A 22,404-nucleotide genomic window follows, 5' to 3' on the forward strand; every position below is an offset into this window, starting at 1 on the left:
CTCTCCCTCCGGGAGAGGGTTAGGGTGAGGGGCTTTTCCAATCTCAGAACGCTACGGACGTCTGCACATAAACCGTCCGCGGTTCCCCCACATATTTGCCCTTGTTGTTGTCATCAAACGAACGCGTGAAGTACTGCGTGTTGAAGATGTTTTTCACTCCCACCGCCACGTTCAGATCCGCCAACTGCGGCCCGAAGTCATACCCGGCGCGGCTGCTGAACAGCATGTAGCCGGGGATCTTGCCGGTGCTGCCATCGGCGCTTTCGTTCGAGGTGTTGGCGTTGTCGGCGAACTGGTCGCTCTGAAAGCTGCTGTCCAGGTTCAGCTTCCACGGCCCTTCGGTGTAGCCGACGCCAATCGTGCCTTTGTGTTTCGAGGCAAACGGCACGCGGTTACCTTTGTTCGGCCCGTCTTCGCGGATCGTGGCGTCAACATAGGCGTAACTGGCGTAGACATCGAAACCGGCCAGCGTCGGGTTCAGATCGTCCAGGGCGTAGTTGACGCTGGTTTCGATGCCCTGATGGCGGGTTTCGCCACGGGCGATCACCGAATCGTTGGTCTGGTTGCTTTCGTATTGATTGTCGAAGTTGATCAGGAAGGCGCCGATTTCCGCTCGCAATGCGCCGTTGTCATAGCGCGTGCCGATCTCCCAGGTGCGCGCTTTTTCCGGTTTCACTTCGCCGCTGGTGACGCGGTTGGGCATTTGACTGTATTGCACGCTGCCGAACGAGCCTTCGGTGTTCGCGTATAAATTCCAGCTGTCCGTCAGGTGATAAAGCACGTTCAGCGCCGGCAGCGCGGTGTTGTAGTCGCCTTTGTATTTGACGTTGGTCAGGTTTTTGGTTTGCTGCGAGTCGATCATCTCGTAGCGCACGCCCGGGGTGATGGTCCATTTGCCGATGTCGATGCGGTCATCGACGAAGAACGCATTGGCCTCGGTGCCGCCGCGAGTGTCACGGTCGTTGCGGCTGTTGGTGGTCGGGTATTCGTTGGCGCTGATCGGCGTTCGATAGCGCAGTTCGTGGCCGGCCTCGTTGATGTAGCGGTAGCCGACACCGACTTCATGGCTGGTCGGGCCGAGGTCGAAGCCTTGGGCGAAGCGGGTTTCCAGACCACGCACCCAATACTCGCGCGGCGACAGCGAGAGGAACGTGCCCTGGTCCAGATAACCACTGCGCAAGGTTTTGGTGAAGAACGTATTGGCGGTGAACTCGCGGCGATCTTCCTGATAGCGATAGCCGAAATTGAACATCGTCCGACGGCCCCAGAACTGGTCTTTGCGGCGCGTTGACTGATACGGATCGGCGTCGTAATCGGCGACGTTCAGACCGCCGGGCATGTCGGCCTTGCCTTCGTAATACTGCGCCATGGCGTTGAAGCTGTTGGCATCGTCGAGCTGATAGTTGCCCTTGAGGATCAGGTCGTCGATTTCGCTGTCGCTGTGTTCGCGCCAATCGCCGCCACGCGTTCCGGAGTACAGCAATGCACCGCCCAGACCATTGGTGTTGGTGCCGCCGGCCAGCAAGTTGGCGCTGGTCTTGAAACCATCGTGACTGGACGATGGACTGGTTTCGGTCTGGAAACCGCCCTTTACCGTCGGCTCATCAGGAATCGCCCGGGTCACGAAGTTGACCACGCCGCCGACGTTCTGCGGGCCGTAGCGTACGGCACCGCCGCCACGTACCACGTCCACCGCATCCATGTTGCCCATGCTGATCGGCGCGAACGACAGCTGCGGCTGGCCGTAAGGAGCGAACGGCACCGGGATGCCGTCCATCAAAACGGTCGAGCGTGCCGCCAGGCGCGGGTTCAAGCCGCGAATGCCGAAATTCAGCGCCATGTCATGGCTGCCAGTGCCGTTGTTTTCCGGGGCGTTGACGCCGGGGATGCGGTTGAGCACATCACGGGCCTGCGTTGCGCCTTGACGCTCGAATTCTTCGCGACGGATCACATCACGCGCACCGGGATGTTCGAACACATTGATCTGCGCGGCGTCGCCCAGCCAGTCGCCGACTACGGTCGAGGTGTCCAGCTCCAGCGCCGCATCAGCCGCCGGTTGCAGGCTGAATGCGTTATTGCCCTCTGCGCGTGCTTGCAGACCGGTGCCTTCGAGCAATGCATGCAGACCTTGCTCGGGCGAATAGCTGCCTTCCAGACCAAGGCTTTGCACGCCGCTGGTGACTTGCGAGCCGAAGGAAATCAGCACGCCGGCCTCACGGCCAAACTGGTTCAGTGCGGTTTCCAGCGACGCTGGCGCGATGTGATAAACCTTGGCATCGGCGGCCAGTGCGGCGGGTGCGGCGATGAAGCTCAGGCTGGCGCCGAGCACAAGATTGCGCAGGCTGCGGGCCAGTGGCGTGAGGCGGGTGGGGTGCATGTCGAATGATCCTGAGAAGGTTGCATCAAGGGGGCTTTCCTTCTCTGTCACGCCAGATCTGAAAAACGGCTCATTTATTTTTCAAGATCAAAAGATCGTGCGATCGCGGCCCGAGCCTCCGGCAGCTCCTACATTTGGAATGCATATCTCCTGTAGGAGCTGCCGCAGGCTGCGATCTTTTGATTTTTGCTGTTCAAACCCGCGCTTCAACGCTCACCCAATACCGGGTAAACCGCCTCACTTTCACCGGCAAACTGATCTCCAGCAGGTCGAGAATCCGCTCGCTGTCGTCCAGTGGATAAGTCCCGGATATCAGCAGATCGGCAACGTGACTGTCGCAGCTCAACTGGCCGCGACGGTAGCGCCCCAACTCGTCAAGAAAATCACCCAGCCGCATATGCGCCGCCACCAATATGCCATCAACCCAAGCACCGCTATTAGCATCCAGTGGTCTGGCTTCGCCAACCGACGTTGCGGTAAAACTCAATTGCCGAGCAACCGGTAACAGCATCGGCGCGCGTCCGCTGACGGTCAGTTCGACCTGTCCCGCAAACAGCGCAACCTGCGTACGATCGCCAAATTGCCGCACATTCACACGCGCACCCTGGGTTTTCAGCAGGCCCTGCGCCGTGCGTATTTCGAACGGGTTAGCCGTACTCAACAGTATTTCGCCTTCCAGCAGCCGAATCAGCCGTCGCGGGCCATCAACATCAACTGAGCTTGCTGTATTGAGTTGCAACGAATCGGCACCACCGAGCGAAACCTGGCGCCGCTGCCCAATCGGGCTGCGGTAATCGGCGACCAGCGAAGGCAGCGGATTGTGCTCGCGCAGGCCCCAGGTCGCAGCCGAGCCGGCGCCGAGAATCAGCAGCAGTTTCAGCGCCTGACGACGGCTGGCCGATTTCGGCCCGTTCAATGCCGCGTGGGCCACGGGTGACGACACGCCGCGCAAACGCTGGTTGACCCGCTGAATATGCTCCCACGCCCGGCGGTGTTCGCTGTGCGCATCCAGCCATTGTTGCCAGGCCAGTTGCTGGCGCGGCGTCAGCGCGCCTTGCTGCGTTTCCAGCAGCCAGTGCACCGCTTGTTCGGCGACCTGCGCGGAAAAATCTGCTTGGCGAGTCATAGGGCGAAATAGCAGCGCATCGCCGCTTTGTTCAAATGACGTTTGACGGTGGCCACCGAAATACCGAGCTCTGCGGCAATCTGCGGATACGTCAGCCCATCGACCTGCGCTAGCAAAAAAGCGCGTTTGACCTGACGCGGCAAACCGTCAAGCAACTGATCCAGCTCGATCAGCGTCTGCAGGATGATCGCTTTGTGTTCTTCCGACGGTGCAAGCATTTCCGGCATCTGCGCCAGGGTATCGAGATAGGCGCGTTCCAGGTCCTGACGCCGGTAATGATTGAACAACACGCGTTTGGCGAGGGTAGTCAAAAACGCGCGCGGCTCGATGATCGCCGCGGGTTCGCGTGCGGTCAGCACCTTGATGAAGGTGTCCTGCGCCAGATCCGCCGCGCTGTCCGGGCAGCCGAGTTTGCGCCGCAGCCAGCCGGTGAGCCAGCCATGATGGGCGTGATAGAGCGATTCGACGGAATGGGCGGGCGGCAACGAGATGACTCCGGACGCAGGGTTGCGTAGAGAACGTGCATTAGAGAACAAGAACTGTTCGCATTGTAGAGGTTGAAACCCCCGCCCGGCAATCAGATGCTTTTGCGTATGAGAATATTTATCATTAATATCGCCCGCTTGTAGGTTCGGCTCGTCGGCCGAACGTTTTTCGTTTCAGGGTCGAAACATGAAAGGCAAATTTGCCACGGTTCCCATGTCCTATCGTCTGGCAGTCACCTCGCGGGTGCTGGCGGCGATTTTTGGCGGCTATCTGGTCGCGGCGCTGGCCAGTGTCACGCTGACGTTGTGGCTGCCATTGAGCCGCGCCGAAGCCGTGGTTACCGGCATGACGGTTTCCTTTCTGGTCTATCTGGTCGCGGTGCTCTGGTGCTTCGCGTGTCGCACCGCGTGGTCGGCGTGGGTCGGCTTGCTGGTGCCTAGCGTGATTCTCGCCACCGTTGCTGGCGCCGCACGCGGCTTGGGCCTGGCATGAAAGAGGGATTTCGCCAGGCGATGGCCTGGCTGCACACCTGGACCGGGCTGGTCTTCGGCTGGCTGTTGTTCGCCATTTTTCTAACCGGCACCCTGGCGTATTTCAAGGATGAAATCAGCCACTGGATGCATCCGGAAATTCCCGCGCGGTCGGTGAATGCGGAGACCAGCCTGACGCTGGCCCAGGATTATCTGCAGCAACACGCGGCGGGCGCCGCACGCTGGCTGATCGATTTGCCCGACGCCCGTAGCCCCGGTTTGACCGTCCGCTGGCAGCAGGCGCCGGCGACGCCCGGCCAGCGCGGGCGCTTCGAAACGAAAACCCTCGATGCGCAAACCGGCGCCGAAGTGCAGGGCCGCGAGAGCCTCGGCGGCGAGTTCTTCTACCGTTTCCACTTCGAGTTGCAGATGCCTTATCCGTGGGGCCGCTGGCTCTCGACCATTGCCGCCATGGTGATGTTCATTGCGCTGATCACCGGGATCATCACCCACAAGAAAATCTTCAAGGATTTCTTCACCTTTCGACCGCGCAAGGGCCAGCGTTCCTGGCTCGACGGGCACAACGCGGTGGGCGTGCTGGTGTTGCCGTTTCACCTGATGATCACCTACAGCAGCTTGGTGATTTTCATGTCGATGGTCATGCCGGCGAGCATCGTTGCGTCCTATGGCAGTGACGTGCGCAAGTTCTATGACGAAGTCTTCCCCGCCTCGAAAACTCCCGAGCGCGCCAACATCGCTGCGCCGCTGGTGGCAATGGCGCCGCTTTTGAGCAAAGCCTCCGAGCAATGGTCCGGCGGCCACACGGCGCGTCTGTCGGTGAGCAATCCGGGGGATGCCAATGCCACCGTGGTGTTGTCCCGCGCGGGCGATCGCGTGGTGCATGATTTTGGCCGCGCCGTGACCTTCAACGGTGTTAGCGGACAACAGCTCGGCAGCACCCCGGAACAGCCGGCGGCGATGGCCGTAGGTGGGGCTTTCTACGGTTTGCACATGGGGCATTTCGCCGGGCCGCTGTTGCGTTGGCTGTATTTCATCTGCGGCCTGGCCGGCACGGCGATGATCGGCACTGGGCTGGTGATCTGGTTGAGCAAACGCCAGCTCAAACATGCCAAGAGCGCAGCGATGCCGTTCGAACTGCGGCTGGTGGAAGTCTTGAATATCGCCGGTATGGCCGGGCTGGTTGCAGCGGTGGCGGTGTTTTTTCTGGCTAATCGGCTGTTGCCGCTGGATCTTGCGGGACGCGCAGATTGGGAAGTGAAAGGGTTCTTTATTGCTTGGGCGTTGAGCGTGGTGCACGCCATGTGGCGTCCGGGGCGCAAGGCCTGGGTCGAGCAACTTGCATTGGGCGCGGCGCTGTTTTTCGCAGTGCCACTGGTCAATGCGCTGACCACGCCGTGGAATCTCGTCGCCAGCCTCAAACAAGGCGACTCGGTGTTGGCCGGGTTCGATCTGACTTGCCTTGCAACCGGTTCTTTTCTTGCCTGGGCTGCCTGGAAAATGCAGCGCGCCGGCACCACGCACAGCGTGAAAAAGCCACGGCGCGCAACGCCTCGGCCGATCACTCTTGAACAAGGCGCCAGCTGATGCTCCTGCCGCTGCTGCTCGCCTATGCCGGGTTCACCGCATTGTGTTTGTCGATGCCGCGGCATCATGCCGAGTTGCTCGGCCGAACACTTTCGGCGAGGCGTCGGCAGGTTTTGAAATTGGCCGGCTGGCTGTTGCTGGGCTTGTCGCTGTGGGCCGCCGTCGCCACCAATGGCTGGAGCTTCGGTCTGGTCGACTGGTTTGCCGTGCTGATGCTCAGCGCCTTGGCGTTGGTGCTGTTGCTGCCGTATCGCCCGCAACTGGTATTGGCGCTGGCCGCAGCGAGTTTGCTGGCCAGTCCGCTTGCAGCCTGGGCGTTGACCTGAAGTGCTGATCGGTCGCCCACCGGAATCGCGCGACGACGAACCGCGTGGGGCGCGTGCGCATTTTCTCCAGGTGTTCCTGTCGCAGCGTTCGCAAATGGAGGCGCTGGTGAACCGGCGTGTCGGCTGTCGGGCGACGGCGGCGGACCTGGTGCAGGATCTGTTTCTGCGTTTCTGGCGGCGGCCACTGGTGCAGGTCGAGGAACTCAGCACCTACCTGTTGCGCTGCGCCGGCAATATCGCCATCGATCATCTGCGCAGCGAAGGCACGCGCACGCGGATTAACGAAGACTGGCAACCAGACGAACCGGACAGTCATGGCAGCGAGCCGCAAGCCGCGCTCGAAGCGGGCAACGATTTGCGCCACGTCGAAGCGGCGTTGCGTGCCTTGCCCGAGCGCACTCGGCAGATTTTTTTGCTCAATCGCATCCACGGCCGCAAGTACGCGGAAATCGCCAAAGTCATGGGGCTGTCCCAAAGTGCCGTGGAAAAACATATGATGCGCGCCCTCGAGGCCTGCAAGGCCAGCCTGCGCGAACCCGCGCCACGCTTGCCAGGGAAAGCACCGTGAAGCCAGCCGATTCCATCACCCCGACCGCCGCCCAGGAGCAGGCCGCCCTGGCTTGGCTAAGTCTGTTGCATGATCGGCCGAGCGCGGGCGATCAACTGATCTTCAGCCAATGGTTGCGCGCCGATCCGGCGCACGCCGAGGCTTACGCCCAGGCGCAGGTCATCTGGGAGCTGAGCGAAGGCCCGGCGCAGGCGCTGGCTGCGGAAGAGGCGGTGGCGTTGCAGGGCTATCTCGGTGCGATGGATCGACCGCGTCGGCGACCGCTTTTACGCTGGTCGGGCGCGCTGGCAATGGCGGCGTGTCTGGTGCTGATGATCAGCCTGGGGACGGGCTGGCAACCGCAGCGCTGGATCGAAGATCTCGGTGCCGATTACGTTTCCGCGCCCGGTGAGATTCGTACGGTGACGCTGGCCGATCAATCGCAAGTAACGCTCGATGCCGACAGCGCCATCGCCGTGGATTTCGGCCACGGCGAGCGGCGCGTGCAACTGCGACGCGGCGCCGGTTTCTTCAGCGTCACCCACACCGGCGATCCGTTCGTGGTCACGGCCGAGGAGGGCGAGGCGCGGGTACTCGGCACGCAATTCGAAGTGCGGCTGCAACCTCGCGGGGCGCAGGTTACGGTGCTGTCAGGACGTGTTGGCGTGCAGGCGAATCGCGACGGCAATCAGCAGATCCTCAGCGCTGGTCAGCAGTTGGCTTACGCTGGCGGAGCGGCGCAGACGCCTCATGCGGTGGACAGCGAGGCGCAACTGGCCTGGCGCCAGGGCTGGCTGACGTATTACCAGGCGACGCTGGCGGAGGTTGTTGAAGATTTGCGGCGCTACTATCCGGGGCGGATTGTGTTGTTGAACGATCAGTTGGCCGAGCGCAAGGTCAGTGGCAGTTTTCCGAGCAAGGATCCGCAAGCGGTGCTCAGCTCCCTGCAAGGGGTGATGGGGTTTGAGCAGCATCGGGTGCTTGGGCATTTGATTATTTTGCGCTGAGGCAAAGTCAAAAGATCGCAGCCTCCGGCAGCTCCTACATTTGGGCTGCGATCTTTTGATCTTCAAAAATATTTGCAAATTTGTGATGAGGTAAATTCGGGCCCGATCCGTGTAATGACTGAAACGGCGAATCATTCGCATCCGTTGCGGTTCTACACAGGTCATTGAGCAATGAAGTCCAAGGCAAAATCGGGTTCGGTCAAACAGTGGTTGGGCGTGTCGGCAATGAGTTTTTCTGCTCTGGCGTTATTGCCGATCAGCGTGGCGTTTGCCGCTGAGACCGTCAGCAGCCAGGCACAGAAACAGTTTGATTTCGCCTTGGTCGCCAAACCGCTGCCCCAAGCGCTTAACGACTTCAGCCGCGTCACCGGGCAAAGCGTGGTCTACACCGATGAAGCGCCGTACAGCCTCAACGCCCCTGCGGTAAAGGGTCGGATGAGCGCGGAGGTAGCGTTGCAACGTTTGCTCGACGGTTCCGGCCTGAGCTTTCGCCGCACTGACAGCCACACTTTGGCGCTGCAACCGAAACCCACCGAGGGTGCGCTGAATCTCGGCGCCACCACCATCACTTCACTGCGCGACGATTCGATGAGTTACCAGCCGCCGGAAACCAGTTCGGTGATGCGCTCCTCGGCGTCCCTGCAAGAAGTCCCGCAGACCGTCAACGTGACCCCCGCGCAAGTGATCCGCGATCAGGCGCCACGCAATCTCGACGATGCGCTGGCCAATGTCAGCGGCATCACCCAAGGCAACACCCTGGCGAGTACCCAGGACTCGGTAATGACCCGCGGTTTCGGTGACAACCGCAATGGTTCGATCATGCGTGACGGCATGCCGATCGTGCAGGGCCGTGGCATGAACGCCACCGTCGACCGTGTCGAAGTGCTCAAGGGGCCGGCCTCGTTGTTGTACGGCATTCAGGATCCGGGCGGCGTGGTCAATATGGTCAGCAAGAAGCCTGAATTGACGCCATACAACGCCTTGACGGCGCGCGGCTCGACCTATGGCGACGGCAAAAACGGCAGCGGCGGCACCTTCGACAGCACCGGCGCGCTGGGCGATTCCGGGCTGGCTTATCGCATGGTGCTCGATCATGAAGATGAAGATTACTGGCGCAACTTTGGTACCCATCGCGAAACCCTGATCGCCCCGTCGCTGGCCTGGTTCGGCGACAGCACCACGCTGTTGTTCGCATACGAGCATCGTGAATTTCTGACACCGTTCGATCGTGGCACGCTGATCGATCCGCGAACCAACCATCCGCTGGACATCTCGCGCAACGAGCGCCTCGACGAGCCGCTCAACAACATGGAAGGGCGTTCGGATCTGTATCACTTCGAAGCGGATCACCAACTCAACGATGACTGGAAAGCGCACTTGGGCTACAGCTGGAATCGCGAAACCTACGACGCCAGCCAAGTCCGCGTGACAGCCATCAACACCCGCAACGGCACGCTGACCCGCAGCATGGACGGCACGCAAAACGCGATCAGCACCGATCGTTTCACCACCGCCAGCCTGGAAGGGAAAGTCAATGTGCTGGGCATGCAGCATGATCTGGTGTTCGGCGTCGACGACGAGTACCGCAAGATCTATCGCGAGGATCTGATCCGGCAAAAAAGCCTGACCACGTTCAGCTACCTCAATCCGGTGTACGGCCGCGAAGTGGTGGGCACCACGGTGAGCGCGCCGGACAGTGCGCAGACCGATGAACTGCGCAGCGATTCGTTGTTTCTGCAGGACTCGATTCACCTCAACGATCAGTGGATTCTGGTCGCCGGTGGACGCTTCCAGGAATATGACCAGTACGCCGGCAAAGGCGTGCCGTTCCAGGCCAATACCGACAGCAACGGGCAAAAGTGGGTGCCGCGCGCCGGTCTGGTGTATCGCTACACCGACGCGCTGTCGTTTTACGGCAGCTATACCGAATCGTTCAAGCCCAACTCGACCATCGCGCCGCTGAGCGGCAGCAGCACCGTGCTCGACGGCAGCATCGCCCCCGAGGAAGCCAAGTCATGGGAACTGGGTGCGCGTCTGGATATGCCGGGGCAAATCACCGGCAACATTGCCCTTTTCGACATCAAGAAACGCAATGTGCTAGTGGCCAACTCGGAAGGCCCGACGACGATTTACAGTGCCGCCGGTGAGGTGCGTTCTCGAGGTCTGGAAGTCGACCTTAGCGGTCAATTGAGCGAGCGCTGGAGCCTGATCGGCAGCTACGCCTACACCGATGCCGAAGTGACCGAAGACCCGGATTACAAAGGCAATCGCCTGCAAAACGTAGCGAAGAACAGCGGTTCGCTGTCGGCAGTGTATGACTTCGGCAGCGTGATCGGTGGCGACCGGTTGCGCGTAGGCGCGGGCGCGCGTTATGTCGGTGAGCGTGCGGGTAACGCGGTGAATGATTTCGACCTGCCGAGTTATACCGTTGCCGATGCGTTTGCCACTTACGAAACGCGGGTTGAAGGGCAGAAGGTCAAGTTCCAGCTGAACGTGAAGAACCTGTTTGACCGCACTTACTACACGTCATCGGCGAGCCGGTTCTTTGTATCGATGGGGGATTCGCGGCAGGTTTCGCTGTCCAGCACCCTGGAGTTTTAAGGCGAGATCAAAAGCCCCTCACCCTCTCCCCGAGGGAGAGGGGACCGACCGTGACGACTTCAAAGTAATGCTCGGAACCTATAATCGACTCGGTCATTCAGGTCGATGTATAGCGCCAGACACCTCGGTCGGCCCCCTCTCCCTTTGGGAGAGGGCTGGGGTGAGGGGAGACGAGTTCAGCGCAAAAACGCCTGCCGATACTCGCCAGGCGTCCCGCCCAACACCTGCTTGAACCGATTGGTGAAATGACTCGCACTGGCGAATCCGCATGCCAATGCAATCTCGCCCAACGGCAGCGCCGTCCCACGCAGCAGATCCCGCGCCCGGCTCAAACGGCGCGCCAGCACGTATTGATGCGGCGGCAAGCCGAAGCTGGTGCGAAACATGCGCGCAAAATGATATTCGGATAAAGCACACAACCCGGCCAGTTGCCCGAGGCTGATCGGCTCGGCCAACTGCGTGTCGATGTACTCGACCAGTTGTCGGCGCTGGTGCGGTGCGAGGCCGCCCTTCAAGCGCAAACCCTGACGCGCGCCAACATGGCTGAGCAGGGTATGGCTGATCAATTCATGGGCAAGGCTGCTGGTCAGCAAGCGTTCGGCGGGCTCGTCCCAATTCTGCGTCAGCAACTGACGAAAGCGCTGCGCCTGCTGCGGGTCTTCGAGAAAGGTCTGTTCGCGCATCTGCATTTCCCGAGGTTCACGGTCGAGCAGCGTGACGCAACCCAGGGCGAATTGTTCGGCGCTGAAATACAGATGAGCGAGGCGGATGTCGCCATTGATCACCCAGCCGGACTCATGGTCCGCCGGCAAAATGCATAACTTGTCCGGCCCGCCCTTGTTGCCCGGCTGGCCACGGCGAAAGGTGCCGGTGCCGCCGGCGATGTAGCACGACAGCGTGTGATGGCTCGGCGCGGCGTATTCCTGAGCGTCGTGGTGATTGGTCCACAGTGCGGCGGACAAGCCGTCGCCGAGCTCGGCACTGCGCAACAGGCGCGCGTTCGGCGAGCTGCTGAGTGCCTGGAAGACTTGCAGGGTATCGATGGCCATAGTCGCTTCTCTCCAACGCCTTGCATCGTACCCTTTAGAAGCTGGCATGCCAGCCTGTCGGGCGACAAATGCGCAAGATTGTGCAAGCGCTCCGGTGCTCGGTGCCTCACGCTCTATTCCTCTCCAGCGTGTTACTTGTGGCGAGGGGCTGGCTCTCGCTTGACTGCGCAGCACTCACGAATGATGTGCAGGCGGCCTGATACCTGAGGCCGCTCCGCAGCCGGGACGAGCAAGCTCGCTCGCCACATGACCGCGCATGGAATGACTTTCAGGAGCTGGCGTCATGAACCTATCGCTTTACTTACTCACTGTGCTGATCTGGGGCACCACCTGGATTGCCTTGAAATGGCAATTGGGCGTGGTGGCGATTCCGGTCTCGATCGTTTACCGCTTCGGTCTCGCCGCGCTGATTCTGTTTGCGCTGCTGGTGCTCAGCCGTCGCCTGCAGCCGATGAACCGCCGCGGTCATATGATTTGCGTAGCACAAGGATTGTGTCTGTTCTGCGTCAATTTCATGTGTTTCCTGACCGCCAGCCAATGGATTCCCAGCGGCCTTGTGGCCGTGGTGTTTTCCACTGCGACCCTGTGGAATGCGCTGAATGCGCGGGTGTTCTTCCGGCAGCGCATCGCGCGTAATGTGCTGATGGGTGGTGCGCTCGGCCTGTTCGGTCTGGGCATGTTGTTCTGGCCGGAGCTGGCCGGGCATCACGCCAGCCCGCAAACCTTGCTGGGGCTTGGCTTGGCGTTGTGCGGCACATTGTGCTTTTCCGCCGGCAACATGCTTTCGAGCCTGCAACAAAAGGCCGGTCTCAAACCGCTGACCACCAATGCCTGGGGCATGGCTTACGGCGCGGCGATGCTGTCGGTGTGGTGCCTGGTCAAAGGTATTCCGTTCGACATGGACTGGTCGCCACGCTATGTCGGCGCGCTGCTGTATCTGGTTATTCCGGGTTCGGTAATCGGTTTCACTGCTTATCTGACACTGGTCGGGCGCATGGGGCCAGAGCGTGCGGCTTACTGCACCGTGTTGTTTCCAGTAGTGGCGCTGAATGTCTCGGCGTTTGCTGAAGGCTACCAATGGACAGCGCCAGCGCTGATCGGCTTGGTGCTGGTCATGTTGGGCAATGTTCTGGTGTTTCGTAAACCCAAACCGCTGACGCTTTTGCAAGGCAAGTTGGTTTGAACGCGAGAGCGCTGAACTTCAGCGCTCGACTTTCAGTGTGAGATAAATCATTGCCGGGAAGATGAAATCGACTATATCCCGCGCCCAATCCTTCGCATTCCATGATTGTGAAGTATCCATGTCGAACCACTCGACGCCAACCGTTTGCAGACACACGTAGTAGATGAATATGGCGGCCAGAATACCCATGATCGAAAACTTTTTCGCTTCATGAAAAACCTCCGCCGATGCATTGACGCAGCGATACAACTGGTAAGTACCGATCAGGCAAAGCACCGTGTAGATGACTTCCATGGTGATGATGAACCAGTAGATACGGTGGTGAATCATCGGCGAGTCAATTGCCCGGTACATCAGGTTTTCGCCGCCGTCGGTGGTGTCCATGCTCAGGATATGCGCGACGTAGGCGTAGTTTGATTCGTAATCGGTAAAGTTTTGAAACATGACTAAAAGTCCGAAGAAGCTTATATAAGCCATCAGAATGACTTTGCTGTAGCGGATGAGTTTGTCTGTGGTCAGGTTGTTCACGGGGTTTGCTCTCCATGGCAATTAATCAATTAATTGATGCGTGCGAGAGCTTATATTGCAGGTGCGCGATTTTGTTTGTTGTTTAATTGCGAGTTATGTAGTCAGCACAAGTAAGGGCCAGCGCATTGTTGCGCTGGCCCTTTTTTTCAGCCGCGCCAGACTTGCGGATTGACCAGATCCTGTGGGCGTTCGCCGAGCAAGGCGCTGCGCAGATTGGCAACGGCGCGGTTGGCCATGGCTTCGCGGGTTTCGTGAGTCGCCGAGCCGATGTGGGGCAGGGTCACGGCATTTTTCAGTTGGAACAGCGGCGACTCGGCCAGCGGTTCTTTTTCATAGACGTCGAGACCGGCGCCACGGATGCGGTCGTTCTGCAGGGCTTCGATCAGCGCAGGTTCGTCGACGACGGGGCCGCGAGAGATGTTGACCAGGATTGCGCCAGGTTTCATCAATGCCAGTTCGCGGTGGCTGATCAAGTGGCGGGTCTTGTCGCTGAGGGGCACTACCAGGCAGACGAAATCGGCTTCGGCGAGCAGTTGGTCGAGGCTGCGGAATTGTGCACCGAGTTGTTGTTCCAGTTCGGTTTTGCGGCTGTTGCCGCTGTAGAGAATCGGCATGTTGAAGCCAAAGTGGCCACGCCGGGCGACAGCCGCGCCGATGTTGCCCATGCCAACGATGCCGAGGGTTTTGCCGTGTACGTCAGAGCCGAACAGCGGGGCGCCGACACTGGCTTGCCATTGGCCGGCCTTGGTCCAGGCGTCGAGTTCGGCGACGCGGCGGGCGCTGCTCATGATCAGCGCGAAGGCCAGGTCGGCGGTGCTTTCGGTGAGCACGTCCGGGGTGTTAGTGAGCATGATTCCGCGTTGGTTGAAGTAGTCGAGGTCGTAGTTGTCGTAGCCGACGGAGACGCTGGAGACCACTTCGAGTTTTGTTGCGTTTTCAAGTTGAGCCTGGCCGAGTTTGCGACCAACGCCGATGAGGCCGTGGGCGTGGGGCAGGGCTTCGTTGAATTGGGCGTTGATGTCGCCGTTCTTTGGGTTGGGGACGATGACGTCGAATTCTTCTTTGAGGCGTTCGATCATGGGAGGGGTGATGCGGCTGAAGGCCAGGACTGTTTTTTTCATCGTTTTGGCTCTTGTTCGGGCTTGATGCCAAGCACGCTAACATTTCTGGCTCGGGGTTGTCTTGGCGGCCTCTGGGCCGACCATGCTGTTGGGGGGGGTGGGGGGATATCCGGTTTTTCGGGTGTGGCTGATTGCGGTTCCGCCCTTACGGCGGGTCACTTTTTCCAGACGCCGAAAAAGTAACCAAAAAGGCTTGCTCCTGCGTTCGGCCCTCGCAGGCTCGGGTTCCTTCGCTGCGGGATCGATCCGGGCGCAGCGCCTCCGGTTTGCTTCGCTGCACCTCCTCTCGCTGTGTTCGACTTCGTCGAACGGTCGCTGCGCTCCCACCCCCGGATCAATCCCTCCGCTCAGCCTTCCGACGTCGCCCGTGGATCAAGGTCAAGAGCGGGACGCGAGCTTGCGCTCATTGTTGAGTGGTGCGGCTTCGCCGCGGGCAGCTGCGCTGCTTTTTCGCCGAAGGCGGCCTGACAGCCGACCTGAATTCGGCGGATTGCTTGCACATGTAGGAGCTGCCGCAGGCTGCGATCTTTTGATTTTGCTTTTCTTTCCTGTGGGAGCGAGCTTGCTCCGGGCGGCGATCCGACCAGGGCGGCCTGACAGCCGACCTGCTTTTTTGGATGCAGTCGATCCAAATGTAGGAGCTGCCGCAGGCTGCGATCTTTTGATTTTGCTTTTCTTTCCTGTGGGAGCGAGCTTGCTCCGGGCGGCGATCCGACCAGGGCGGCCTGACAGCCGACCTGCTTTTTTGGATGCAGTCGATCCAAATGTAGGAGCTGCCGCAGGCTGCGATCTTTTGATTCTGCTTTGCTTTCCTGTGGAAGCGAGCCTTCGGTGCTCCTCGTTTGAGGTCAGTTGGCGATTCTAGCCCCGGCGAGGCTGTCGCTTAGTTCGTAGGCGGCGAGTTCGGCCTGGTGCGCGGCAAGTATTTCCGGCAGTGATCCACGCAGATACTCGACCCACGTTTTGATCTTCGCATCGAGGTATTGCCGCGATGGGTAGATGGCGTAGAGGTTGAGTTCTTGCGAACGGTAGTTGGGCATTACGCGCACCAGCGTGCCGTTGCGCAGGCCTTCGATGGCGGCGTAGACCGGTAGCACGCCGACGCCCATGCCGCTGGTGATCGCGGTTTTCATTGCATCGGCGGAGTTCACCAGGAACGGCGAGCTGTTGATGGTGACCATTTCCTGGCCGTCCGGGCCGTCGAAGGCCCATTTCTCCAAGGGGATCACCGGGCTGACCAGGCGCAGGCAGGCATGGTTGAGCAGGTCGCTGGGTTTCTGTGCTGCGCCGTTGGCTTTGACGTAGGCCGGCGAGGCGCAAACGATGCTGTAGGTGATGCCCAGGCGCTGCGAGACGAAGCCGGAGTCGGGCAGTTCGCTGGCGAGGACGATGGACACGTCGTAGCCCTCGTCGAGCAGATCCGGCACGCGGTTGGCCAGGGTCAGGTCGAAGGTCACGTCCGGGTGCGTCTTGCGGTAGCGGGCGATGGCGTCGATGACGAAGTGCTGGCCGATGCCGGTCATGGTGTGCACTTTCAGCTGCCCGGCCGGGCGCGCATGGGCGTCGCTGGCTTCGGCTTCGGCTTCTTCGACGTAGGCGAGAATCTGCTCGCAACGCAGCAAATAGCGTTTACCGGCTTCGGTCAGGGCGATGCGTCGCGTGGTGCGATTGAGCAAACGGGTTTGCAGGTGGGCTTCCAGATTGGAGACCGCGCGCGAAACGTTGGCGGTGGTGGTGTCGAGTTGCACGGCGGCCGCGGTGAAGCTGCCGGCCTCGGCCACACAACTGAAGGCGCGCATGTTTTGCAAAGTGTCCATGGGGTGCTCTCAAGGGAGATGGCAAATTGTGACACGAAGTTTCGAAGGCGAAAGCCCCGACTTAGGGATTATCTCGTTAACCGTAACAAAGATTCACAGAAAACCCAGCTTATCGCCGTAGAGGCAGCTCCATAGAATTGCGCCGCTCCCTGCGTAGGAGCTGCCGAGATCGGCGATCGGTTGATTTTGTTTTAAGGGAAGCAAAATCAAAAGATCGCAGCCTTCGCCAGCTCCTGCACAAACCACTGGTTCTTCCCCTATTTCAGGAATTCGCAGCTGTGCCGCGTCGCATCAACAGAGCGCTTTTGCCGCTCAGTGTTCTGGTCTTTACCCTGGCTCTCGGCGGCTGCATCTCAACCCAAGGCATTGCCCCGCACGGCGAGACGCTGGACGCCGACTCATTGGCCACCGACACAGCCATCGCCGACGCCGCCAAGGACGCGCACTGGCCCACCGCACAATGGTGGCACGCGTTTGGCGATCCGCAGCTCAATCACTGGATCGACCTCGCGGTACAGGGCAGCCCAACGATGGCCATGGCCGCCGCTCGTGTGCGCCAGGCCAGCGCCATGGCCGGGATTGCCGAGTCGGCCGAATCGTTGCAGATCAATGGCGAGTCGACGCTCAAGCGCCACAACTGGCCGACCGATCAGTTCTATGGCCCGGGCGATCTGGCCAATACCACCACCTGGGACAACAACGCCGCACTCGGCTTCAGTTACGCCCTCGACTTGTGGGGGCGCGAGCGCAATGCCAGCGAACGGGCGGTGGATCTGGCGCACCTGAGCGCGGCCGAAGCGCGGCTGGCGCAGTTGGAATTGCAGAGCAACATCGTTCGCGCTTACATCGAACTGTCGCTGCATTACGCTCAGCGCGACATTGTCGTGGCGACGCTGAAGCAGCAGGAGCAGATTCTCGATCTGGCGCAAAAACGTCTGGACGGCGGCATCGGTACGCATTTCGAAGTCAGCCAGGCGCAAACCCCGCTGCCGGAAACCCATCGGCAACTCGATGCACTGGACGAAGAAATTGCCCTCAGTCGCAATCAGATCGCCGCGCTGGCGGGCAAAGGCCCGGGCGCGGGCGCGCAATTGCAGCGTCCGACTTTGTCGCTTGGTGCGGCGCTGAAACTGCCGTCGGCCTTGCCGGCGCAATTGCTCGGCCAACGCCCGGACGTGGTTGCCAGCCGCTGGCAGGTGGCCGCGCAGGCTCGCGGGATCGATGTGGCCCACGCCGGTTTCTATCCCAATGTCGATCTGGTCGGCAGTCTCGGCTACATGGCCACCGGCGGTGGCGCGCTGGAGTTTTTGACCGGCAGAAAACTCAATTACAACGTCGGACCGGCGATCTCGCTGCCGATCTTCGACGGCGGACGGTTGCGCTCCCAACTCGGTGAGGCGTCTGCCGGTTACGACATTGCCGTGGCGCATTACAACCAAACGTTGATCCATGCGCTGAAAGACATTTCCGATCAGTTGATCCGGCGCGAGTCGATGGACAAGCAGCAGCAGTTTGCCGCTGAGTCAGTCGCTACCGCACAAAAAACCTACGACATCGCGATGATCGCCTACCAACGCGGATTGACCGATTACCTCAACGTGCTGAATGCGCAGACGCTGTTGTTCAAGCAGCAACAGGTGCAACAGCAAGTGCAGGCGGCGCGCCTCAGTGCGCATGCCCGACTGGTGACCGCATTGGGCGGCGGCCTCGGCGCCGGTCGCGACATGCCGACCGCCGCGCAAACTCAAGCTCCGCAAATCCCGGCGCTGCTGCGTTGAACACAGCATCCATTGTGGGAGCGAGCCTGCTCGCGAAGAGGACGTACCAGTCAATGAACATCTTGCCTGACACACCGCTTTCGCGAGCAGGCTCGCTCCCACAGGTTCCGAATCCGGATCGAATGCCTGAGTATTTTCAATGACCTCTTTGCCCGCCCCTCTGCGCTGGCTCTACTCCCTGGAATGGCGCCGGGGTTTTTTCGACTGGGCGCGCAGCGATGGCGTGACCTGGGTCTATATCTTCAAGGTGTTGCTCGCGGCATTCCTCACTCTGTGGCTGGCCATGCGTCTGGAATTGCCGCAGCCGCGCACGGCGATGATCACGGTGTTCATCGTCATGCAGCCGCAAAGCGGCCAAGTGTTCGCCAAGAGTTTCTATCGCTTCCTCGGCACGCTGGCCGGGTCGGCGATGATGGTCACGCTGATCGCTTTGTTCGCGCAAAACACCGAGCTGTTCCTCGGTTCGCTGGCGATCTGGGTCGGGATCTGCTCGGCCGGGGCCGCGCGTTGCCGGAACTTCCGCGCCTACGGATTCGTCCTGGCCGGCTACACCGCCGCGATGGTCGGTTTACCAGCGCTGGCGCATCCTGACGGTGCATTCATGGCAGCGGTGTGGCGGGTGCTGGAAATCTCGTTGGGCATTCTCTGTTCGACGTTGGTCAGCGCGGCGATTCTGCCGCAAACCGCCAGCGCGGCGATGCGCAACGCCTTGTACCAGCGCTTCGGTGTCTTCGCCCTGTTCGTCACCGATGGCTTGCGCGGGCGCAGCCAAGCCGAGGCGTTCGAGGCGAGCAACGTGCGTTTCATCGCCGAAGCGGTGGGGCTGGAAGGCTTGCGCAGTGTGACGGTTTTCGAAGACCCGCACATGCGTCGGCGCAATGGGCGCCTGAGTCGTTTGAACAGCGAGTTCATGGGCATCACCACGCGATTCAACGCTCTGCATCAGTTGCTCGAACGCCTGCGCGGCCATGGCGAAGAACATGTCGTTGCGGCGATCAAACCGGGGTTGCAGGATCTTGCTGAAGTGCTCGACGGCTTCAGTGGACGCGCCCTGACCAGCCCGGACGCCGCGCGTTTGGCCACAGCCCTTGCGATTTACAAGGAAGGCTTGCCGACGCGGGTGCGCACCTTGCGTGGAATCTTTCAGGAAACCGATCCGAGCGACGCCGAGCAACTGGATTTTCATACCGCGTACGAGTTGCTTTATCGCTTCGTCGACGACCTCCACAGTTACGCACAAACCCACGCTTCGCTGGCCGATCATCGTCACGAACGTGAGCGCTGGGACGAACCGTTCACCCCGCAAACCAACTGGTGGGCGGCTGCCGCTTCTGGCATTCGTGCCGCGTTTATCCTCGCCGTATTGGGCAGCTATTGGGTCGCGACCGCATGGCCGAGCGGGGCGACCATGACCCTGATCGCTGCCGCCACGGTGGGCCTGTCCGCCGCCACGCCGAACCCGAAACGCATGGCGTTTCAGATGGCCTGCGGGACTTTTCTCGGTGCGCTGATCGGCTTCGTCGAGATGTTTTTCATCTTCCCGTGGATCGATGGCTTCCCCTTGCTCTGCGTGATGCTCGCGCCGGTGATCGTCCTCGGTTCGTTCCTCACGTCGCGCCCGCAATACGCCGGCGTCGGCCTCGGGTTACTGATCTTTTTCAGTACCGGTTCGGTGCCGGACAACCTCACGATCTACAACCCCTACACCTTCATCAACGACTACATCGCCATGGTCATGGGCATGCTGGTTTGCGCCGCTGCGGGAGCGATCATTCTGCCGCCCAACAGTCGATGGTTATGGCAGCGTCTGGAGCAGGATTTGCGCGGCCAGGTGGTCTACGCGATCAGCGGCAAACTCAAGGGCCTGGCGTCGAGTTTCGAAAGCCGCACCCGCGACTTGCTGCATCAGGCTTACGGCCTCGCCGCCGGGCAGCCGATGGTGCAAAAGAGCCTGCTGCGCTGGATGTTCGTGGTGCTTGAAGTCGGCCACGCGATCATCGAGTTGCGCAAAGAACAGGCGATTCTGCCGGTGCACCCGGCCTATGCCGAATCGCAGCCGTGGCGCCAGGCGATCCGCGTGATGGGCCGCGCGCTGGTGCGGCTGTTTCTGCAACCGAATGCAAGCAATCTGGAACGCGCGCTGGTCGCGGTCGATCACGCCATCAGCCGCGTCGCCGCTACCGATGAACCGTTCGCCCCGCACTTCGATACCTCGGCATTGCGGCGGGTGAAAAGCTACTTGCACTTCATCCGCACCTCGCTGCTCGACCCGCAATCACCACTCGCTGCCTACGCCGTTGCCCAGCCCGAAGGACTCACTCATGCCTCGTGAAATCGCTTTCCATGGCGTGTACATGCCGACCATGACCCTGATGTTTTTCCTCGCTGCCGCCCTGGCCTGGGCGCTGGACCGGTTTCTCTCCGGGCTGGATCTGTATCGCTTCTTCTGGCATCCGGCGCTGCTGCGTCTGAGCCTGTTTACCTGTCTGTTCGGCGCCATGGCGCTGACTGTCTATCAATGACGATTCGTCTCTAAAGAAGGCTCTGATGAAAAAGTTTTTCAGCCTGCTCGCGACCCTGTTGGTGCTGGCCATCGCAATGTGGATCGGTCGGACATTGTGGGTGCATTACATGGACACGCCGTGGACTCGCGACGGTCGCGTCCGCGCCGATATCATCAACGTCGCCGCCGATGTCACCGGCGAAGTGATCGATGTGCCGGTGCGCGATAACCAGTTGGTGAAGAAGGGTGATTTGCTGATGCAGATCGATCCGGAGCATTACCGCATTGCCGTCAAACAGGCGCAGTCGCTGGTTGCCGCGCGCAAGTCGACCTGGGAGATGCGCAAGGTCAACGCCCATCGCCGCGCAGATCTGGACAATCTGGTGATCTCCAGGGAAAACCGTGATGACGCCAGCAACATCGCTGACGCAGCGCTGGCCGATTATCAACATGCGCAAGCGCAACTGGAAGCGGCCGAACTCAATCTCAAACGCACCGCAGTCCGCGCGGCGGTGGATGGTTATGTGACCAACCTCAACGTGCATCGCGGTGATTACGCGCGCATCGGCGAGGCGAAGATGGCTGTGGTCGACATGAACTCGTTCTGGGTTTACGGCTTCTTCGAAGAGACCAAATTGCCCCACGTGCACGTCGGTGACGCCGCCGAGATGCAGCTGATGAGCGGCGAAGTGCTCAAGGGCCATGTGGAAAGCATCTCGCGCGGCATCTACGACCGCGACAACCCGGAAAGCCGTGAGCTGATCGCCGATGTAAACCCGACCTTCAACTGGGTGCGCTTGGCGCAGCGAGTGCCGGTGCGCATTCATATCGATGAAGTGCCGGAAGGTGTCTTGCTGGCGGCGGGGATTACCTGCACGGTGGTAGTGAACAGGGCTGATGCGAACCTCTGACAGACCGAGTCGTCCGCAATCGCCAGCAGGGCTGGCTCCCACATTGGATCTCTGAGACGCTGAAATCCCCTGTGGGAGCCAGCCCTGCTGGCGATTGCTGGCGACTCGGTCTATAGCTGCCCACCCAAGCCGAAGCGCTTCATCAAAGTCGATTCCAGCAAACCCTTGGGCAGCAACGCCGCCAGCAACGGCAACGCTCGACTGCCGTTACCAATGCGCACCAGCCGTGGCGGCGAGCTCCGTTGTACGGCTTTCAACAACTCAGCCGCAAACTCACTGGCCGGCGTCGGCTTGTCCTGTGACGCCTTGGCCCTGGCGCGGATGCCTTCGCGCAGCGGAAACCACGGCGATTGCTCATTGATCAATTGCTCGGCCTCATGCCCGGCATTCCTGGCGAAGCTCGATTGAATCGCCCCCGGTTGCACCTCCATCACACGGATACCGAACGGCGCCAGTTCCATGCGCAAGGCATCGCTCAAGGCATGTACCGCAGCTTTCGACGCGCAATAGGCGCCGGCGAACGGCGTGACCAGCACGCCGGACACACTGCCGATATTCACCACCAGACCCTTGGCCCGTCGCAGCGCTGGAAACAAGGCGCGAGTGACGCCGACGATGGAAAACACGTTGGTTTCAAATTGCCGTTGCATGGCAGGAACGCCTCCGTCGAGCAGCGGCCCCATCGCGCCGTACCCGGCGTTGTTGATCAGCACATCGAGGCCGCCGTGTTGCTGGTGGATCCGCTCAGCGAGTTGCTCCAGCGCCGCGCTGTCATTGACGTCGAGTTGCACGGCGGTAAACCCGGCAGAGGCCAGCATCGCCACATCTTCAGGCCTGCGCGCACTGGCCCAGACTTCATATCCCGCCGTTTTCAACGCATCGGCGAGGGCGCGGCCGATGCCGCTGGAACATCCGGTAATCAACGCAACGGGCATGGCGCATTCCTTGTGCAGCAGGAGAGGAAAAGAA

The 22,404-nt window shown here is 60.7% G+C and carries 19 protein-coding genes; 11 read left to right on the forward strand and 8 right to left on the reverse strand.

Annotated features, from left to right (window positions below):
• Positions 1-43: 43 nt before the first annotated feature.
• From fecA to EL257_RS04935, 3 genes are all read right to left on the reverse strand, one after another.
• The gene (gene fecA, locus EL257_RS04925; RefSeq protein ID WP_126360326.1) at positions 44-2,377 is read right to left on the reverse strand and encodes a TonB-dependent Fe(3+) dicitrate receptor FecA; all 2,334 of its coding nucleotides are present in this window, start codon (positions 2,375-2,377) and stop codon (positions 44-46) included.
• A gap of 193 nt (positions 2,378-2,570) precedes the next feature.
• The gene (locus EL257_RS04930; RefSeq protein WP_126360328.1) at positions 2,571-3,503 is read right to left on the reverse strand and encodes a FecR domain-containing protein; all 933 of its coding nucleotides are present in this window, start codon (positions 3,501-3,503) and stop codon (positions 2,571-2,573) included.
• Positions 3,500-3,988, reverse strand: a complete 489-nt coding sequence (locus tag EL257_RS04935; RefSeq protein WP_126360330.1) for a sigma-70 family RNA polymerase sigma factor — start codon at positions 3,986-3,988, stop codon at positions 3,500-3,502. The genes EL257_RS04930 and EL257_RS04935 overlap by 4 nt, the downstream gene beginning before the upstream one ends.
• Before the next feature lie 187 nt (positions 3,989-4,175).
• On the opposite strand from EL257_RS04935, the gene EL257_RS04940 reads away from it, so the two are divergent.
• From EL257_RS04940 to EL257_RS04965, 6 genes are all read left to right on the forward strand, one after another.
• A complete protein-coding gene (locus tag EL257_RS04940) occupies positions 4,176-4,481 on the forward strand; it encodes a DUF3649 domain-containing protein (RefSeq protein ID WP_126360332.1) in 306 nt (101 codons plus the stop codon).
• Complete coding sequence (locus EL257_RS04945; RefSeq protein ID WP_126360334.1) at positions 4,478-6,064, forward strand: PepSY-associated TM helix domain-containing protein; 1,587 nt, start codon at positions 4,478-4,480, stop codon at positions 6,062-6,064. The genes EL257_RS04940 and EL257_RS04945 overlap by 4 nt, the downstream gene beginning before the upstream one ends.
• Positions 6,064-6,390, forward strand: coding sequence for a DUF3325 domain-containing protein (locus EL257_RS04950; protein ID WP_126360336.1), 327 nt, complete (start codon positions 6,064-6,066; stop codon positions 6,388-6,390). Before EL257_RS04945 ends, EL257_RS04950 begins: the two co-directional genes overlap by 1 nt.
• Position 6,391: 1 nt before the next feature.
• On the forward strand, positions 6,392-6,958 hold the full coding sequence (locus EL257_RS04955) for an RNA polymerase sigma factor (RefSeq protein ID WP_126360338.1): 567 nt from the start codon (positions 6,392-6,394) through the stop codon (positions 6,956-6,958).
• On the forward strand, positions 6,955-7,944 hold the full coding sequence (locus tag EL257_RS04960; protein ID WP_126360340.1) for a FecR family protein: 990 nt from the start codon (positions 6,955-6,957) through the stop codon (positions 7,942-7,944). The genes EL257_RS04955 and EL257_RS04960 overlap by 4 nt, the downstream gene beginning before the upstream one ends.
• Positions 7,945-8,115: 171 nt before the next feature.
• Positions 8,116-10,545 carry a TonB-dependent siderophore receptor gene (locus EL257_RS04965; RefSeq protein ID WP_126360342.1) on the forward strand — a complete coding sequence of 810 codons (2,430 nt, stop codon included), beginning with the start codon at positions 8,116-8,118 and terminating at the stop codon, positions 10,543-10,545.
• Positions 10,546-10,721: 176 nt separating this feature from the next.
• On the opposite strand, the gene EL257_RS04970 is transcribed toward EL257_RS04965, so the two are convergent.
• Positions 10,722-11,594: an AraC family transcriptional regulator gene (locus EL257_RS04970; RefSeq protein ID WP_126360344.1), complete on the reverse strand. Its 873-nt coding sequence runs from the start codon at positions 11,592-11,594 to the stop codon at positions 10,722-10,724.
• 283 nt (positions 11,595-11,877) lie between these two features.
• On the opposite strand from EL257_RS04970, the gene EL257_RS04975 reads away from it, so the two are divergent.
• Positions 11,878-12,777 (forward strand): DMT family transporter, encoded by a 900-nt coding sequence (locus tag EL257_RS04975; protein ID WP_126360346.1) that lies wholly within the window; start codon positions 11,878-11,880, stop codon positions 12,775-12,777.
• An 18-nt stretch (positions 12,778-12,795) separates the two neighbouring features.
• Here the strand turns inward: EL257_RS04975 and EL257_RS04980 are convergent, their stop codons facing one another.
• The 3 genes from EL257_RS04980 to EL257_RS04990 all read right to left on the reverse strand — a co-directional run bounded on the left by EL257_RS04980 (position 12,796) and on the right by EL257_RS04990 (position 16,243).
• Positions 12,796-13,305, reverse strand: coding sequence for a DUF2165 family protein (locus EL257_RS04980; protein WP_126360348.1), 510 nt, complete (start codon positions 13,303-13,305; stop codon positions 12,796-12,798).
• Positions 13,306-13,451: 146 nt separating this feature from the next.
• On the reverse strand, positions 13,452-14,426 hold the full coding sequence (locus EL257_RS04985; protein WP_126360350.1) for a 2-hydroxyacid dehydrogenase: 975 nt from the start codon (positions 14,424-14,426) through the stop codon (positions 13,452-13,454).
• An 848-nt stretch (positions 14,427-15,274) separates the two neighbouring features.
• A complete protein-coding gene (locus EL257_RS04990; RefSeq protein ID WP_126360352.1) occupies positions 15,275-16,243 on the reverse strand; it encodes a LysR family transcriptional regulator in 969 nt (322 codons plus the stop codon).
• A 278-nt stretch (positions 16,244-16,521) separates the two neighbouring features.
• Here EL257_RS04990 and EL257_RS04995 point away from each other — a divergent pair, with 278 nt between their 5' ends.
• The 4 genes from EL257_RS04995 to EL257_RS05010 all read left to right on the forward strand — a co-directional run bounded on the left by EL257_RS04995 (position 16,522) and on the right by EL257_RS05010 (position 21,435).
• On the forward strand, positions 16,522-18,021 hold the full coding sequence (locus EL257_RS04995; protein WP_126360354.1) for an efflux transporter outer membrane subunit: 1,500 nt from the start codon (positions 16,522-16,524) through the stop codon (positions 18,019-18,021).
• Positions 18,022-18,160: 139 nt separating this feature from the next.
• Complete coding sequence (locus EL257_RS05000) at positions 18,161-20,353, forward strand: FUSC family protein (protein WP_126360356.1); 2,193 nt, start codon at positions 18,161-18,163, stop codon at positions 20,351-20,353.
• Complete coding sequence (locus EL257_RS05005) at positions 20,343-20,543, forward strand: DUF1656 domain-containing protein (RefSeq protein ID WP_126360358.1); 201 nt, start codon at positions 20,343-20,345, stop codon at positions 20,541-20,543. Before EL257_RS05000 ends, EL257_RS05005 begins: the two co-directional genes overlap by 11 nt.
• 25 nt (positions 20,544-20,568) lie before the next feature.
• On the forward strand, positions 20,569-21,435 hold the full coding sequence (locus tag EL257_RS05010) for an HlyD family secretion protein (protein WP_126360360.1): 867 nt from the start codon (positions 20,569-20,571) through the stop codon (positions 21,433-21,435).
• Between the two features lie 110 nt (positions 21,436-21,545).
• Here the strand turns inward: EL257_RS05010 and EL257_RS05015 are convergent, their stop codons facing one another.
• Positions 21,546-22,370, reverse strand: coding sequence for an SDR family oxidoreductase (locus EL257_RS05015; RefSeq protein ID WP_126360362.1), 825 nt, complete (start codon positions 22,368-22,370; stop codon positions 21,546-21,548).
• Positions 22,371-22,404 lie beyond the last annotated feature (34 nt).

It is taken from the genome of Pseudomonas fluorescens (assembly GCF_900636825.1).
Lineage (GTDB): Bacteria > Pseudomonadota > Gammaproteobacteria > Pseudomonadales > Pseudomonadaceae > Aquipseudomonas > Aquipseudomonas fluorescens_BG.